Consider the following 14,240-nt stretch of genomic DNA (forward strand, 5'->3'; position numbering starts at 1 on the left):
CATCCACGCATGGCGTGGATCCACTTCATCAGCTGCGCATACCCACGCCACGGCGCAGCAGCCACAGGGCCAGCGCCGTCAGCACCACCACGAAACCGATCATCAGGCCGTAGGCCACCGGCAGCGGCACATCGCTGCTACCCAGCAGGCCATAGCGGAACGCGTTGACCATGTAGAAGATCGGGTTCGCGTGCGTGGCCGCTTCGGCCCAGCCCGGCAGCAGCTTCACCGAATAGAACACGCCACCCAGGTAGGTCAGCGGGGTCAGGATGAAGGTCGGCACGATCGCCACGTCATCGAACTTCTTCGCATACACCGCATTGATGAATCCGGCCAGCGAGAAGATCGTCGCGCCGAGGATCACCGTGGTCAGCATCACGATCGGATGCGGGATTCGCACCGGGGTGAAGAACATCGCGATGATCAGCACGATCACGCCGACCATCAGGCCGCGCAGCACGGCACCGGCCACGTAGCCCCACAGGATCACCCAGTTCGGCATCGGGCTGACCAGCAGTTCTTCGACGTGGCGGCCGAACTTGGCACCGAAGAACGAGGAACTGATGTTGCCGTAGCTGTTCTGGATCACGCTCATCATCACCAGGCCCGGCACGATGAACTGCATGTAGGTGTAGCCGCCCATGTCACCCACGCGCGACCCGATCAGGTTGCCGAAGATGAGGAAGTACAGGGTCATGGTGATCGCCGGCGGCACCAGGGTCTGGCCCCAGATGCGCATGATGCGGGCGACTTCGCGGCGCACGATGGTCATCAGCGCGATGCGGTTGCGCTGGCCGTCGGTCAGCTCGGTGGTGCTCATGCAGGCTTCTCCATGTTGCCGGTGAGGCGCACGAACAGCTCCTCCAGGCGGTTGCTCTTGGTACGCATCGAACGCACGCGGATGCCGGACTCGTTCAGCGTAGCGAACACGCGGTTGAGGTCCATCGCGCGTGGCATGTCGATGTCCAGCGTGTGCGGGTCCGGCGCGGTCAGCGTCGTGCCCTCGATCACCGGCAGCTGCGCCGGCAGGTCACCGTCGATGTCCAGCAGGAAGCCTTCCACGTCCAGCTTGGCCAGCAGGGTGCGCATCGGCCCCTGCTCGACGATCTGGCCATGGTTGATGATCGCCAGGTGGCGGCACAGGTACTCGGCTTCTTCCAGGTAGTGCGTGGTGAGGATGATCGTGGTGCCGGCAGCGTTGATCTCCTTCAGCACGCGCCACATGTCGCGGCGGATCTCGATGTCCACGCCGGCGGTCGGCTCATCCAGGATCAGCAGGCGCGGGCGGGTCATCATCGCGCGGGCGATCATCAGCCGGCGCTTCATGCCGCCGGACAGCGTGCGGCTCATCACCTGCGCCTTTTCCCACAGGTGCGCGCGCTTCAGCTCTTCCTCGGCGCGCTGCTCGGCTTCCTCGCGCGGCACGCCGTAGAACCCGGCGTAGTTCACCAGGATGTCGAAGGGCTTTTCGAACAGGTTGAAATTGATCTCCTGCGGCACCAGCCCGATCAGGCGCATGGTGGCGCTGCGGTTGCGCACCAGGTCGCTGCCGAACACCTCCACCTGGCCCTCGCTGAGGTTGACCAGGGAGCTGATGATGCCGATCAGGGTCGACTTGCCCGCCCCGTTGGGGCCGAGCAGGGCGAAGAAGTCGCCCGGGGCCACTTCCAGGGAAACGCCCTTCAGGGCCTGGGTGCCGTTGTCATAGGTCTTGCGCAGGTCGCGCACGCGCAGGGCGGGCGCCGTATCGTTCTGGGATGCCAAGCTCGAAGCCTTCGCGCCCATGGGCTGGCGCTGGAGAGGGGCGGGGAGGGGCTATTATAGAAGACCCCGAGGGCTTGCCCCGGCTACACACTGTCCCGAAAAGTCGTGCCTGTTCAATTCCCCCTCAAGCTGGTCGGCTGCCGCATGCTGGCCCCGACCGTCGGCCACTACCAGTTCGTGCGTGACGATGGGCAGCCGCTGGATTTCCAGCCCGGCCAGTTCATCCAGGTCCATTTCAGCTACGCCGACGGCACCGAAACCAAGCGCAGCTACTCGCTGGCGACCATCCACGACCATGCGCTGGGCCCGGGCGAGGCGGTGGACATCGCGGTCAGTTTCGTGCCCGGTGGCGCCGCCACGGCCCTGTTCGAGGCGCTGGAGCAGGGCAGCCAGATCAGTGCGTCCGGCCCCTATGGCCGGTTCTGCCTGAATCCCGGTGACCACAACGCCCGTTACCTGCTGATCGCCACCGGTACCGGCGTTACCCCGTACCGCTCCATGCTGCCGCTGCTGGAGAAGGCCATGGCCGAACGCGGCGTGCAGATCGTGCTGCTGCAGGGCGCGCGCAGCCCGGGCGAGCTGCTGTACAGCGAAGATTTCTACAGCTTCGCCGAAAAGCACCCGAACTTCCGCTATGTTCCGTGCCTGTCGCGCGAACTGCCGACCGAACCGCACCCGGATGTACAGCACGGCTACGTGCAGCAGGCGCTGGCCGGTTTCACGCCGGACCCGGCCACCGACATCGCCTACCTGTGCGGCAACCCGGACATGGTCGATGCCTGCGCCGAGCTGCTGAAGGCGGCCGGCCTGGGCAACCCGCAGATCCGCCGCGAGAAGTACGTCAGCAGCAAGTAGGCCCGGGTGGTGCCGGCCGTTGGCCGGCAACCCCATGAACCCCGGTAGTGCCGGCCGCTGGCCGGCAACCCCCGCAAACCTGAGGCGGCACCACGCCGCCCCCGGTGCCCGGCCTCAGTACGCGATCCAGGCGTCACGCCAGGCAGAGCCGGTGCCCGGGCGGTAGGGTTCGGCATTGACATTGCACCACGCGCCCTCCGGGAACGGGCGGCAGGCGTAGAGTTTGCCGTCGGCGCCCTTGACCACGGTTTCGCCCGGCATGTAGCTGCCGATACCGTCCGGATACACGAAGTCATGGTCGCCCGGTGGCGGATCGACCGGATCCGGCAGCTGCGTGTCGAGCTGGAAGCGATGGCCCGGCTTCAGGTAGACGCGGTTCTCGGTGGCCGAGGCGATGGGTGTGATGATTCCGTTCTTCAGCACGCCCACCCGGGCATGCTGGGCAGAAGCGTTGACCTGGTGGCCCAGCGCCAGCGGCCATTGCGTGGCGGAGGTCTGCCCGGTGGCGAGGGTGATCTTCGGGCTTTCCAGGTCATTGCCGTTGGCGTTGAACACGCGCAGGGCCAGGGTGGTACCGGTCTCCAGGTCACCCCGCGCGGTGATGGCCCCAGCGTCTTCCCACTCTGGTGGCGGAATGATGTCACCGCCTTCGAAACGTACGTCGGCACAGGTATAGAACGCTTCCTTCGAATCCGAGCGTTGCCAGGTGTTGTAGATGATGTGCTGGCCAGTACGCTTGGGCAGTGGGCAATCGAGTCGGTAGATGCCGTTGGCATCCTCGTCCACGTGACCCAGCGAGCAGAACTGCTCCAGATCGTCCCAACGCAGCGGGCTGCCCGGTTGCCAGCCTTCGCGGGTTACATAGAAGACCCAGTCTCGGGTCTTGTGCGGAGCCGATGCGAGGTACTCGAAGGTGTAGCGGCCGCGGGCGTCGGCGCGGATCGGGCTGGTCGACCAGTCCGTGCGATTGAGGTTCATGCCGCGGTACTTTGCATTGCCGCCGCTGCACAGTTCGCCATCAGGCACGACCTGGCGATGGTTGCCGTCAGCCTCGGCCTGGTTGATGCCGGCCCAGTCGTAGAAGGGCTGCGCGCCACCGATGGCCTTGGCTGCCGCACAGGCCGCATTGGTCGGATTCTCGGGGTTGGCCTGACGGCAGGCGTAGATGCGGCTGATCGGCTTGGAAAGGGTGCCGTGGGCCTGGGCCTCCTGTGAGGCGAAGAGCGCTGCGCACAGGGAGGCAGCAACTGCTGCAAGTAGGTGGGCTTGCATCGATGACGTCCTTTGACGCGTGGAAGACCCGCCGAGTTTCCACGCAGCAAAGAGCGTCCTCCATTCAACGGTTCCTAAAAAAACGAGGCTGGGAACCCATCGCCTTTTTCCATGCGACCTCCATCGCAAGAAACGTCATGCAGGAGGGGTGGCACCGAAGTGCCACCCCCGTCGAGTTCAGTACGCGACCCAGGCATCACGCCAGGCATAGCCGGTGCCCGGGCGATAGGCATCGGCATTGATGTTGCACCACGCGCCTTCCGGGAACGGGCGGCAGGCGTACAGCTTGCCGTCGGTGCCCTTCACCACGGTCTCGCCCGGCGTGTAGCTGCCGAGGCCGGCCGGATACACGAAGTCGAAATCGCCACCCGGCGGGTTGACCGGATCAACCGGGCCCGGCACCTGGGTTTCCAGCTGGAAGCGATTGCCCGGCTTCAGGTACACGCGGTTTTCGGTGGCCGATGCGACCGGCGTGATCACGCCGTTCTTCATCACACCGACGCGGGCGTGCTGCGCACTGGCATTGACCTTGCGGGCCAGCGCCAGCGGCCACTGTGCGGGAGCGGTCTGGCCGGCCGCCAGCGTGGTCTCCACGCGCTCCAGGTCATTGCCGTTGGCATTGAACACACGCAGCGTCACGGTGCTGTCCACGTCCAGTGCACCGTTGGCGGTCACAGCGCCGGCATCCTGCCACTGCGGCGGCGGAACCACGCCATCGCCGCCTTCGAAGCGCACGTCCATGCAGGTATAGAACGCCTCCTGCGAATCCGAGCGCTGCCAGGTGTTGTAGATGATGTGCTGGCCACTGCGCTTGGGCAGCGGGCAGTCCAGCTTGTAGACACCGCCTTCGGACAGCGGTGTGTTGCCCAGCGTGCAGAATTCCTGCAGGTCGGCCCAGCGCAGCGGGCTGCCCGGCTGCCAGCCATCTCGGGTGACGTAGAACTTCCATTCGCGGGTGGCGTGCGGCGCCGGCGCGCGGAACTCGAAGGTGTAACGGCCACGGGCGTCGGCGCGGATCGGCGTGGTCGGCCAGTCCGTGCGGTTCAGGTCGAGCCCGCGGTACTTGGGAATGCTGGCACTGCACAGTTCGCCATCGCGCACCAGTTCGCGATGGTTACCGTTGGCATTGCCGTGGGCAATCGCGCTCCAGTCGTAGAACGGCTGCGAACCGCCGATGGCCTTGGCGGCGGCGCAGGCCGGGTTGGTCGGGTTTTCCGGATTGCCCTCGTGGCACTGCTTCACGCGGCTGAGCGGCTTGGTCATGGTGCCGTGGGCGAAGGCGCTGCCGGACAGGGCCAGGCCGGCAACGACGGACAGTGCGAGGACTGCCCGATGGGACAGGTGCATGCAGAGACTCCTTTGCGAGGTATGGGAAACCCCATCGAGTCTTCACATGCAGACAGGCCGGCAATATCGGACAAGTTTGATTTCAGTGGCTGTCGTGCCTGATCTGCAGCACGCTGCTCAAAGCACTGCGGCCCAGGCAGAAGGCGGCGCGATGCGCACCGCCTTCTACAACGGGTCAGTAGGGCACCCAAGCATCGCGCCATGCACTGCCCACACCGGGGCGATATGCCTCGGCATTGACGTTGCACCACGCCCCTTCCGGGAATGGGCGGCAGGCGTACAGCTTGCCGTCGGTGCCCTTTACCACGGTCTGGCCGGGGACGTAGCTGCCAATGCCTGCGGGGTACACGTGGTCGAAATCACCGCCCGGCGACGGCGTGCCCGCGTCAGGCACCCGGGTGTCGAGCTGGAAGCGGTTGCCGTCCTTCAGGTACACCCGGTTGTCGGTGGCCGAGGCCGCCGGCGTGATCACGCCGTTGCTGAGCACGCCCACGCGTGCGTGCTGCGCACTGGCATTGACCTTGCGTGCCAGCACCAGCGGCCACTGTGCGGCGGCAGTCTGGCCGCTGGCCAGCGTGGCTTCCACGCGTTCGACATCATTGCCGTTGGCATTGAACACGCGCAGCGCCAACGTGGTGCCGACCGGCAGCTCGCCGCGCGCGGTGACCGGGCCGGCATCCTGCCACTGCGTTGCCGGTGCCGTTCCGCCGCCGCCCTGGAAGCGCACATCCATGCAGGTATAGAACGCCTCGGTCGAATCCGAGCGCTGCCAGGTGTTGTAGATCACATGCTGGCCGGTGCGCTGCGGCAACGTGCATTGCAGCTTGTAAGTGCCATCGGCCGACAGCGGTGTATTGCCCAGGGTGCAGAACTCCTGCAGGTCGGCCCAGCGCAGCGGGCTGCCCGGCTGCCAGCCTTCGCGGGTGACGAAGAAGCGCCAGTCACGGGTGGCGTGCGGCGCGGTCGCCTTGAACACGAAGGTGAACCTGCCATTGGCATCGGGCTGGATCGGCGTGGTCTGCCAGTCACTGCGGTTCACGTCCAGGCCGCGGAAGGTCGGGTTGTTGCCGCTGCACAGCTTGCCGTCGGGCACCACGGCCTGGTGGTTGCCGTTGGCATTGGCCTGGTTGATGCCGTTCCAGTCGTAGAACGCCTGCGAACCGCCGATGGCCTTGGCGGCGGCACAGGCCGGGTTGGTCGGGTTCTCGGGGTTGCCCTGGAAACAGGCGTAGACGCGGCTGACAGGCGTGGTCATGGTGCCGTGGGCGAACGCATCGCCGGCCAGCAACAGGCCGGCGGCGGCCCACGAAGTGGCCAGCAGCAGCGGTGTGGATCGGAATGACATGGCGCATCCTTGTGGTCGTCGAAGGGGAACGGTGACCGCAGGCGCTGCGCTGCGCAGTGGACTTCCGGCGGCACCACGGCGAGTATCGAGTCGCGATGCAGGCGACGGAACCCTCGCAGTGCCGATCCGTGACTGCGCATGTGAAGCCCTTCCCGCAGGCTTCACGCAGGGCTGAACGGATGCGCTGGACGTCACGTGACCGGCGTGGCATCGATCACGTCATGGAGATCACGCTACGCAGTCCCGGTACCCACCCGATCTGCCTGGCACGAGAAACAGCCATGCGCCGCATTGTGCAGCTGGACGAACGCCACCGACGGGTCGGCAAACAGTGCATCCAGGTGGTCGGCCACCTCGGTGCCCGCACAGACCTGGGCACCGCACATCAGCGCGGCGTGGTCATAGGCACGCATCGATATCATCCGGCGCTGCACATACGGGGGCACCTCGCCTGGCGGCAGGACGCAACGGGTCACGCCGCGCTGCACGAAGATCGGGCCGGCGGCGCGATACGGTGAATGCAGCGGCAGGTGGACGTGGGACAGCAGGAGCAGCTCGCTGCCAGGCGCGGGATCGCTCAGGCTGATCCGGCAGGGATGGCCGCCGTTGGCGCCGGCCCAGCGACGCTGGATGCCGAGCGCGGCGAGCGCGCTGTCACTCATCTCTAACAGGTGCAGGAAGGGGCGATGGTCGATGCCACCGAGGTACCACGTGTGCATGAGCGTCTCCTGGGTCTGCGGCGGATTCTGCGCGTGCGCCGGCGGCCGTGCCCGCCGTTTTCAGACCCCGCATCGCCGCCGGGCCGGTGCACTGGCCCACGGGGCGCTGCGGGCCGCCGCCGATGCCGCCCTGTGCCGGCCAAGGCCGAGAGGCGGGACCGCCTGGTCTGCGCGCCGTTGGCTGCGGATTCGTCATTGCCCATCGCCGTCGGCGCGCTGCCCGTGTAAGTTGGGTCACATCTTCCGCGGCAGCCCGTCGTGGTCGACAGGAACGTCCTCCAGGGGAAACGAGCACGATGCAAAGACACCACCTCGCGCTGGCCGGGATGCTGGCCAGCCTGATGCTTGCCGGGTGCAGCCAGCCGACGCCGGCCGACGCCGGAAGCGCCAGCGATGCACCCAGCCGCCGCTTCGGCACGATCGACTTCCAGCCCTGCACACTGTCCACCGAAGGTGCCAGCGCCAACGTGGAGGCGCAGTGCGCCACCCTGCAGGTGCCGGAGGACCGGGCCCAGCCTGACGGTCGCCGGATCGGCCTGCGTGTCGCCTGGCTGGAATCGGGCAGCAGCGGCGCCAGCCAGCCCGACCCGGTGTTCTTCCTGGCCGGCGGCCCCGGCCAAGCGGCCAGCGAGGTGGCGGTCATCGTCGATACTGCACTGCGCCAGGTGCGCAAGCAGCGCGATGTGTTCCTGATCGACCAGCGCGGCACCGGCGGCTCCAACCCGCTCAGCTGCCTGGGCGCGGACGGCAAGCCGCTGCAGGTGGACGAGGATGCCGCGCCTTCCGAGGCATCGCTGCGCGATTACGCCCAGCGCTGCGCCGCATCGCTGCAGGGGCGTGCCGATGCGCGCTTCTACACCACCACCGAGGCGATCGCCGATCTGGATGCGGTGCGTGCGGCGCTCGGTGTGGACCAGCTCAACCTGGTTGGCGGCTCCTACGGTACCCGCGTGGCCCAGCGCTATGCCGGGGCCTATCCGCAGCACACCCGCAGCATCGTCATCGATGGCGTGGTACCGAACGAGCTGGTGGTCGGTGGCGACTTCGCGACCACCTTCGAGGATGCGATCGCCCTGCAGTCGGCGCAGTGCCGCAAGGATGCCGCGTGCAGCAAGCGTTTCCCGACCGATACCCGCGCGCAGCTGCGCAGCGTGGTCGACACCCTGCGCCGTGCACCGGTCTCGGTCGAGTATCGCGACCCGGGTACCAACGCACCCCGGCAGGATGTCCTGACCCCGGACAGCGTGGTCGGCCTTGCCTTCGCCTTCTCCTACGTGCCGCAGTATTCCTCGCTGCTGCCACTGGTGCTGGATGAAGCCGCACACGGGCGCTATGCCCCGTTGGCATCGCTGGCGCGCGGCGCGAACCGCAGCATGGATTTCCAGATCAACCGCGGCATGCAGTGGTCGGTGATCTGCAGCGAGGATGCGCCGCGCTACCACGCGCCGGCCGAGGATCCTGAGCGGCTGTTCGGCAACGAAGTGGCCAGTGCGTTCTTCGCGGCCTGCCCGGTATGGCCGCATCGTCCGGCGCCGGCAACCGATGCCGTGCCGCTGCGCAGCGACGTGCCGGCACTGCTGCTGTCTGGTGAGCTGGACCCGGTGACGCCGCCGCGTTACGCCGCACAGGTGCTCAAGGGCCTGCCCAACGGCCGTGCGCTGGTCGCCCGTGGCCAGGGCCATGGCACGTTGACCGCCGGCTGCATGCCGCGGCTGCTCGGCCAGTTCATCGACAAGACCGATGCCAAGGCGCTGGATGCCGGCTGCCTGGATACGCTGAGCTACGTGCCGGCGTTCACCTCGTTCAACGGATGGGAACCATGATCGTCGCCGACAACCTGCACAAGGCCTTCGATACCCGCACGGGCCGCATCCAGGCGGTCGCCAACGTCGGCTTCCGCGCCGGGGATGGGCAGATCACCGGCCTGCTCGGCCCCAACGGTGCCGGCAAGACCACCACCATGCGCATGCTGTACACACTGATGACGCCCGACCAGGGCAGCATCACTGTCGACGGCATCGATGCGGCGCGCAATCCGGTGGAGGTACGTCGCCACCTCGGCGTGCTGCCCGATGCGCGTGGCGTCTACAAGCGCCTGACCGCGCGCGAGAACATCGCCTACTTCGGCGAACTGCATGGCCTGTCGGCCGAGCGCATCCGCGAACGCATCGAGGTGCTGTCGCACGCGCTGGACATGGGGGACATCCTCGACCGGCAGACCGATGGTTTCTCGCAGGGCCAGCGCACCAAGACCGCGATTGCCCGCGCGCTGGTGCACGACCCGCGCAACGTCATCCTCGACGAACCGACCAACGGCCTGGATGTGATGACCACGCGCGCGCTGCGCCGCTTCCTGCTGGGCCTGCGCGAAGAGGGGCGCTGCGTGATCCTGTCCAGCCACATCATGCAGGAGGTGGGCGCGTTGTGTGACCACATCGTGATCATCGCCAAGGGCACGGTGATGGCTGCCGGCAGCGCCGACGAGCTGCGTGCGCAGGCCGGCGAAGCCAATCTTGAGGACGCGTTCGTGAAACTGATCGGCAGCGAAGAGGGCCTGCACGCATGAGCATGATGTCGACCCTGATGACGGTGATGCGCAAGGAACTGCGCGACCTGTCGCGTGACCGCCGCACGCTGCTGCTGACCCTGCTGTTCGGGCCGCTGCTGTACCCGGTGCTGCTGCTGGGCATGGGCAAGCTGGCCGAGAGCCGGGTACGCACCCAGATCGAAGAGCCGTTGCAGATCCCGACCATCGGCGCCGAGAACGCGCCGAACCTGGTGCGCTTCCTCGCCGCACAGGGCCTCAATGCCGCACCGGCACCGAAGGACCTGGCCGAGGCCATCCGCACCCAGGACATCGATGTGGCGCTGCGCATCAGCGATGATTTCGGCAAGGACTGGGCCGAGGGCAAGCCGGCGCTGGTGGAGGTGATCAAGGACAGCACGCGTCGCGCGGCTGAAGTACCCAGTGCGCGCCTGGAGGCGGCGCTGGCCACCTACAACGGCCAGGTCGGTGCACTGCGCCTGATGGCGCGTGGCATCGACGCACAGGTGGCACGCCCGCTGGACGTGGCGCGCCAGGACCTGGCCAGTGCCGAAGCCAAGCGCGGCATGATCCTGTCGATGCTGCTGCCGGTATTGCTGACGCTGACCTCGTTCATCGGTGGTGCCTACCTGGTGATGGACGCCACCGCCGGCGAGCGCGAGCGGCAGTCGCTGGAACCCCTGCTGGCCACGCCGGGTTCGCGCAGCGCGATCGTCAGCGGCAAGATCGCCGCCGCCTGCGTGGTCGGTTTCGTGTCGCTGCTGCTGACCCTGGTCGCGTTCAAGGTGAGCGCGCAGATCGCACCCGGCAACATCGGCCGCCAGTTCAACATGAACGTCGGCTCGATGCTGCAGATGCTGCTGGTGATGTTGCCGATGCTGCTGATCGGCACCTCGCTGCTGACCTTCCTGTCGGCCGCAGCCAAGAGCATGAAGGAAGCGCAAAGCCACATGACCTGGCTGATGCTGCTGCCGATGCTGCCTGGCTATGCACTGGTGGCCTATCCGCTGAAGAGCGAGCTGTGGCAGTACGCCGTGCCGTTCCTGTCGCAGAACCAGATGCTGCTGAAGGTGATCCGCCACGAGATCATCACCCCGGCGGTCTGGGCGATCTACCTCGGCGCCAGCCTCGGCCTCGCCGCCGTGCTGTGGTTCGCCGCCGTGCGCCGCTACCACAACGAGCGCCTGGCGATCTCTGGCTGACCAAAAAGGGGACGGAGGGGATTAAGTCGTTTCTGCCTCTCCCGTCCCCTCCTTGCGCGGACGTCCTCGTCCGCGCATCTCCACCGGGCGCCCCAACGTCTGCTTCACCATCCGCAGGAACGCATCGTTCCCCATCGGGCGTTGTCTGGCGCTGTGGTTGCGGATCGCGGGTACGTCGGCGGACGCATTCACATCGCGCAGGAATTCGGCATACAACGTCGCCCTTCCCAGAGCGGTCGCTGCCAGCGCCTCGAACGCGGGATGTTGCGTCAACATCGGATCATCGCGTCGTTGAAGGTTGCCATGCACGCTGGACCACGGGTGATCTTCAGCGCTGACAGCAATTCCTGCACGGACGGGATTGCGTTCGATATAGCGGTATACGCTGAGAAGATACGCATCGCTGTCGATCATTGAGGAATGGAAGCGGCCCTGCCACAGAGGTCCACTGCGCCCGTGCCGCTGGTTGAAGGCCTGTACGTAGTTGTTGCCCTGCATGCGCATTGCACCAGCCAGACCCTGCTGTGTGGAGGGCGTGGCCAACAGGTGAACGTGGTTTCCCATCAGAACATAGGCATGCAGTGCGACGTGGTGCTTGAGGAAGGCGCTGTGCAACAGATGCAGGAACAGTTGGCGGTCGATGTCGTCGACGAAGATCGCGCCCTTGTTCACACCGCGCTGGATCACGTGATAGGCCTGGCCTGGCAGCATCAGGCGCGCTTGTCGGGGCATCGGATCTGGAGACTGGACGGGGTTTCAGCCTGTCATTGCGGCCGCGAAGCCGGACATCAGGCAACGCCGCGATGCCGTGTCGGAAGAGTCAAAAGCGACTTAATTCCCTCCGTCCCCTTTTGCGTACCGCGCAGGCGTCACCCCCATCTCGCGCTTGAACACGGTGATGAACGCGCTTGGGGTGTCGTAGCCCATCGACAGCGCAACGCTGATCACCGGCTCGCCCGCCGGCAGGCGTGGCAGCGACAGCAGCACGCGCAGGCGCTGCCGCCACTGGCCCAGGGTCATGCCTGTTTCGGCCTGCCAATGGCGGGCGAGGCTGCGGCTGGACAGTCCGCTGGTGGCTGCCCACGCTTCGACGCTGCGAAGGTCGTCCGGCGACCGTGCCAGCGCCGCCGCGATCCGCCGCAACCGGCGATCCCGCGGCTGTGGCAAGGCAAGCGGCAAAGGCGTGCTGGCGGCGATCTCATCGGCGATCACGCCGGCCAGGCGTGCCTGCGCGGCGTCCAGCGCCTGATGTGGCCAACTCAGTGCGCGCATCATCGCGGCCTGCAACAGCACGTTCGGCTGGAAAATGCGCGGCACGGCGGGCAGCTCCAGACAGGCTTCGGCGTTGAAGTACAGGCTCCAGCCATCGAATGCCTCTGCCCCTACCAGGGCGTGAGGCAGCAAGGGCGGTATCCAGGCAACATGCCCCGCCGGCAGCAACCAGTGCAGATCGCCGGCCTCGATCCGCAGCAGGCCGTGGTGGGCACCCAGCACTTGGCCGCGCACGTGCTGGTGGCGCGCGGTGCGGCGCCGTCCGGGCACCCGCAGCTGCGAGGCCAAGACGAGTGGACCACCTTCGGCGTTCGCCAAAGCGGGGTCAATCAACGTGGGTGATGTCTGATCTGCCATATCCAATGGCAGTTATACGGCAGAAGTGCCAACGGCTGGGCGGCACACTGGGCTCCCGATCCCACAGGAGCATCACCCATGCAGCCGCAGGACATCCTTCCCGACCATCAGAACGAGGTGCAGGTGAACGGCCTCACCGTGCGCAAGGGCAGTGTCGGCGCCTTCCTCGCCAGCGTCCGTGACTGGCAGGACCCCGCCAGCGATGACGCCACCCGCGCCATCGCCGAAGCCGACCTGCGTGCGCTGCTGCCGGGCCTGCATGCGCTGGGCCTGTTCCAGGTACTGGCCGCGCGCGATCCAGCACTGCAGCGCCTGATCGACAGCCTCGCCTGAAACGAACACGGCCCGGACATGCCGGGCCGTGTCGTCATTGCGGGGCGGAAACGACTTAATCCCCTCCGTCCCCTTTTCGTGGTCAGCTGCCGCCCGGGGCGAACACCAGGGTGCGGCGGGTGGTGACCGGTGCGCTGACCGGCTCGAAGCGCCAACGCTTGACCGCGTTCATGGCCTCGCGATCGAAGACGCGCGATGGCGTTGCGCGCAGCACACGGGCGTTGGTCACCGAACCGTCGGTGCCGACGGTGATTTCCACCAGCACTTCGCCGGAGGTGCCTGCGCGCAGCGCCTCGGACGGATAGCGCGGCGCCGGGGTGCTGACCGGGCGCAGGTTCGGCGCCGCAGCGGCCGCCGGTGCTGCGGCCTGGCGTGCGGCGCTGGCCTGCTGGGCGGCAGCCTGCTGCTGCTTCTGCTCGGCGTCGCGGCGGGCCGCAGCCTGGCGCTCGGCTTCCTGGCGCTCGTTGTCGCGGCGGGCGGCGTCCTGCTGGGCAGCGATCTGCTTGGCTGCGTCGGCTTCCTTGGCACGCTGCTCGGCCAGGCGCTGCTGTTCGGTCTGCTGCTTGCTGCGGTCCTCGGCGTCCTTCTTCGCCTTCTCGGCTTCGGCCTCGGTGCGCTTGGCCGCGTTCTGCACGCCCTTGGCCAGGCCGTCCTTCAGGCGCGGCAACGCCGGCGCAGAGGCGTCCACCTTCTCGATCAGTGCCACCAGGCGCTGCGCTTCGGTGTAGTCCTCGCGGCCCAGGTGCTGTTCGGCGGCGATCAGGGTGTAGGGCAGCAGGTCGGTCAGCGCGCTCTTCACCGAGGCGTCGTCCGGCGTCTTGTCGCGCAGGGCGAGGTAGTACTCGATGGCGTTGTCGCCAGCCGGCGCGTACATGCGGTTCTCGCGCAGGGCCTGGCTGGCCGACTCACGCAGCTGCTCGGTGCCCATCGACTGCACCTTGGCGGCGACCACCGGTGCGGCCGGTGAAGCGGCGGTGGGTGCGGCGGCCGGGGCCGGTGCGGCGGTTTCCTCCTTGCCCGAGCAGGCAGCCAGTGCCAGTGCCAGGGCAACCGGCAGCCACCGGCGCGCGGCGGTGATCGTTGAGACGTGCGACATCCTGCTCCCCTCTAGAAGACGACGTGACGTAAATCATTGATATGCATGGCCGGGACCAGCGGTCCGGGCGCGGCAGGGTGACGTTTCCCGACGCCACCGCCGGCAACGGCGAGGGTGCAATCTAGCATCCCGG

At 67.1% G+C, this 14,240-nt stretch carries 14 protein-coding genes; 5 read left to right on the top strand and 9 right to left on the bottom strand.

The features are described 5' to 3' along the window. Positions 1-28 precede the first annotated feature (28 nt). Positions 29-820, bottom strand: coding sequence for an ABC transporter permease (locus tag AC5P7X_RS12930; RefSeq protein ID WP_005420226.1), 792 nt, complete (start codon positions 818-820; stop codon positions 29-31). Beyond that, positions 817-1,785 (bottom strand): ABC transporter ATP-binding protein, encoded by a 969-nt coding sequence (locus AC5P7X_RS12935; RefSeq protein ID WP_053496779.1) that lies wholly within the window; start codon positions 1,783-1,785, stop codon positions 817-819. The genes AC5P7X_RS12930 and AC5P7X_RS12935 overlap by 4 nt, the downstream gene beginning before the upstream one ends. Before the next feature lie 84 nt (positions 1,786-1,869). Between AC5P7X_RS12935 and AC5P7X_RS12940 the strand changes: the two genes are divergently transcribed. Further along, the gene (locus AC5P7X_RS12940) at positions 1,870-2,619 is read left to right on the top strand and encodes a ferredoxin--NADP reductase (RefSeq protein ID WP_080104359.1); all 750 of its coding nucleotides are present in this window, start codon (positions 1,870-1,872) and stop codon (positions 2,617-2,619) included. A gap of 114 nt (positions 2,620-2,733) precedes the next feature. On the opposite strand, the gene AC5P7X_RS12945 is transcribed toward AC5P7X_RS12940, so the two are convergent. The 4 genes from AC5P7X_RS12945 to AC5P7X_RS12960 all read right to left on the bottom strand — a co-directional run bounded on the left by AC5P7X_RS12945 (position 2,734) and on the right by AC5P7X_RS12960 (position 7,302). Next, positions 2,734-3,891, bottom strand: coding sequence for a lytic polysaccharide monooxygenase (locus tag AC5P7X_RS12945; RefSeq protein WP_253134584.1), 1,158 nt, complete (start codon positions 3,889-3,891; stop codon positions 2,734-2,736). Between the two features lie 177 nt (positions 3,892-4,068). Continuing rightward, entirely contained in the window at positions 4,069-5,238 is a 1,170-nt protein-coding gene (locus AC5P7X_RS12950) for a lytic polysaccharide monooxygenase (protein ID WP_053496781.1), read from the bottom strand. Between the two features lie 175 nt (positions 5,239-5,413). Then, entirely contained in the window at positions 5,414-6,583 is a 1,170-nt protein-coding gene (locus AC5P7X_RS12955; protein WP_171957698.1) for a lytic polysaccharide monooxygenase, read from the bottom strand. Between the two features lie 233 nt (positions 6,584-6,816). Further along, the gene (locus AC5P7X_RS12960; protein ID WP_495214944.1) at positions 6,817-7,302 is read right to left on the bottom strand and encodes a DUF1203 domain-containing protein; all 486 of its coding nucleotides are present in this window, start codon (positions 7,300-7,302) and stop codon (positions 6,817-6,819) included. A gap of 296 nt (positions 7,303-7,598) precedes the next feature. On the opposite strand from AC5P7X_RS12960, the gene AC5P7X_RS12965 reads away from it, so the two are divergent. From AC5P7X_RS12965 to AC5P7X_RS12975, 3 genes are read left to right on the top strand one after another with little or no spacing between them, the layout of a single operon-like run. Continuing rightward, on the top strand, positions 7,599-9,125 hold the full coding sequence (locus AC5P7X_RS12965; protein ID WP_053496784.1) for an alpha/beta hydrolase: 1,527 nt from the start codon (positions 7,599-7,601) through the stop codon (positions 9,123-9,125). Beyond that, the gene (locus tag AC5P7X_RS12970; RefSeq protein ID WP_053496785.1) at positions 9,122-9,868 is read left to right on the top strand and encodes an ABC transporter ATP-binding protein; all 747 of its coding nucleotides are present in this window, start codon (positions 9,122-9,124) and stop codon (positions 9,866-9,868) included. Before AC5P7X_RS12965 ends, AC5P7X_RS12970 begins: the two co-directional genes overlap by 4 nt. Continuing rightward, positions 9,865-11,049 carry an ABC transporter permease gene (locus AC5P7X_RS12975; protein ID WP_053496786.1) on the top strand — a complete coding sequence of 395 codons (1,185 nt, stop codon included), beginning with the start codon at positions 9,865-9,867 and terminating at the stop codon, positions 11,047-11,049. The genes AC5P7X_RS12970 and AC5P7X_RS12975 overlap by 4 nt, the downstream gene beginning before the upstream one ends. Positions 11,050-11,070: 21 nt before the next feature. Here AC5P7X_RS12975 and AC5P7X_RS12980 read toward each other — a convergent pair whose 3' ends face one another. Both AC5P7X_RS12980 and AC5P7X_RS12985 read right to left on the bottom strand, forming a co-directional pair. Then, positions 11,071-11,781 carry a transposase gene (locus AC5P7X_RS12980; protein WP_070489867.1) on the bottom strand — a complete coding sequence of 237 codons (711 nt, stop codon included), beginning with the start codon at positions 11,779-11,781 and terminating at the stop codon, positions 11,071-11,073. Between the two features lie 99 nt (positions 11,782-11,880). Next, entirely contained in the window at positions 11,881-12,678 is a 798-nt protein-coding gene (locus AC5P7X_RS12985) for an AraC family transcriptional regulator (protein WP_495214946.1), read from the bottom strand. 78 nt (positions 12,679-12,756) lie between these two features. Here AC5P7X_RS12985 and AC5P7X_RS12990 point away from each other — a divergent pair, with 78 nt between their 5' ends. Beyond that, the gene (locus AC5P7X_RS12990) at positions 12,757-13,011 is read left to right on the top strand and encodes a hypothetical protein (protein ID WP_495214948.1); all 255 of its coding nucleotides are present in this window, start codon (positions 12,757-12,759) and stop codon (positions 13,009-13,011) included. 82 nt (positions 13,012-13,093) lie between these two features. Here the strand turns inward: AC5P7X_RS12990 and AC5P7X_RS12995 are convergent, their stop codons facing one another. Next, positions 13,094-14,107, bottom strand: coding sequence for an energy transducer TonB (locus tag AC5P7X_RS12995; protein ID WP_372484833.1), 1,014 nt, complete (start codon positions 14,105-14,107; stop codon positions 13,094-13,096). Between the last annotated feature and the right edge of the window lie 133 nt (positions 14,108-14,240).

It is taken from the genome of Stenotrophomonas sp. YJH_SMC_53 (genome assembly GCF_059369995.1).

Coding starts and splice junctions, on each gene's coding strand:
- AC5P7X_RS12930 (WP_005420226.1), bottom strand. CDS start 820: ATGAGCACCACCGAGCTGACCGACGGCCAGCGCAACCGCATCGCGCTG.
- AC5P7X_RS12935 (WP_053496779.1), bottom strand. CDS start 1,785: ATGGGCGCGAAGGCTTCGAGCTTGGCATCCCAGAACGATACGGCGCCC.
- AC5P7X_RS12945 (WP_253134584.1), bottom strand. CDS start 3,891: ATGCAAGCCCACCTACTTGCAGCAGTTGCTGCCTCCCTGTGCGCAGCG.
- AC5P7X_RS12950 (WP_053496781.1), bottom strand. CDS start 5,238: ATGCACCTGTCCCATCGGGCAGTCCTCGCACTGTCCGTCGTTGCCGGC.
- AC5P7X_RS12955 (WP_171957698.1), bottom strand. CDS start 6,583: ATGTCATTCCGATCCACACCGCTGCTGCTGGCCACTTCGTGGGCCGCC.
- AC5P7X_RS12960 (WP_495214944.1), bottom strand. CDS start 7,302: ATGCACACGTGGTACCTCGGTGGCATCGACCATCGCCCCTTCCTGCAC.
- AC5P7X_RS12965 (WP_053496784.1), top strand. CDS start 7,599: ATGCAAAGACACCACCTCGCGCTGGCCGGGATGCTGGCCAGCCTGATG.
- AC5P7X_RS12970 (WP_053496785.1), top strand. CDS start 9,122: ATGATCGTCGCCGACAACCTGCACAAGGCCTTCGATACCCGCACGGGC.
- AC5P7X_RS12975 (WP_053496786.1), top strand. CDS start 9,865: ATGAGCATGATGTCGACCCTGATGACGGTGATGCGCAAGGAACTGCGC.
- AC5P7X_RS12980 (WP_070489867.1), bottom strand. CDS start 11,781: ATGCCCCGACAAGCGCGCCTGATGCTGCCAGGCCAGGCCTATCACGTG.
- AC5P7X_RS12985 (WP_495214946.1), bottom strand. CDS start 12,678: ATGGCAGATCAGACATCACCCACGTTGATTGACCCCGCTTTGGCGAAC.
- AC5P7X_RS12990 (WP_495214948.1), top strand. CDS start 12,757: ATGCAGCCGCAGGACATCCTTCCCGACCATCAGAACGAGGTGCAGGTG.
- AC5P7X_RS12995 (WP_372484833.1), bottom strand. CDS start 14,107: ATGTCGCACGTCTCAACGATCACCGCCGCGCGCCGGTGGCTGCCGGTT.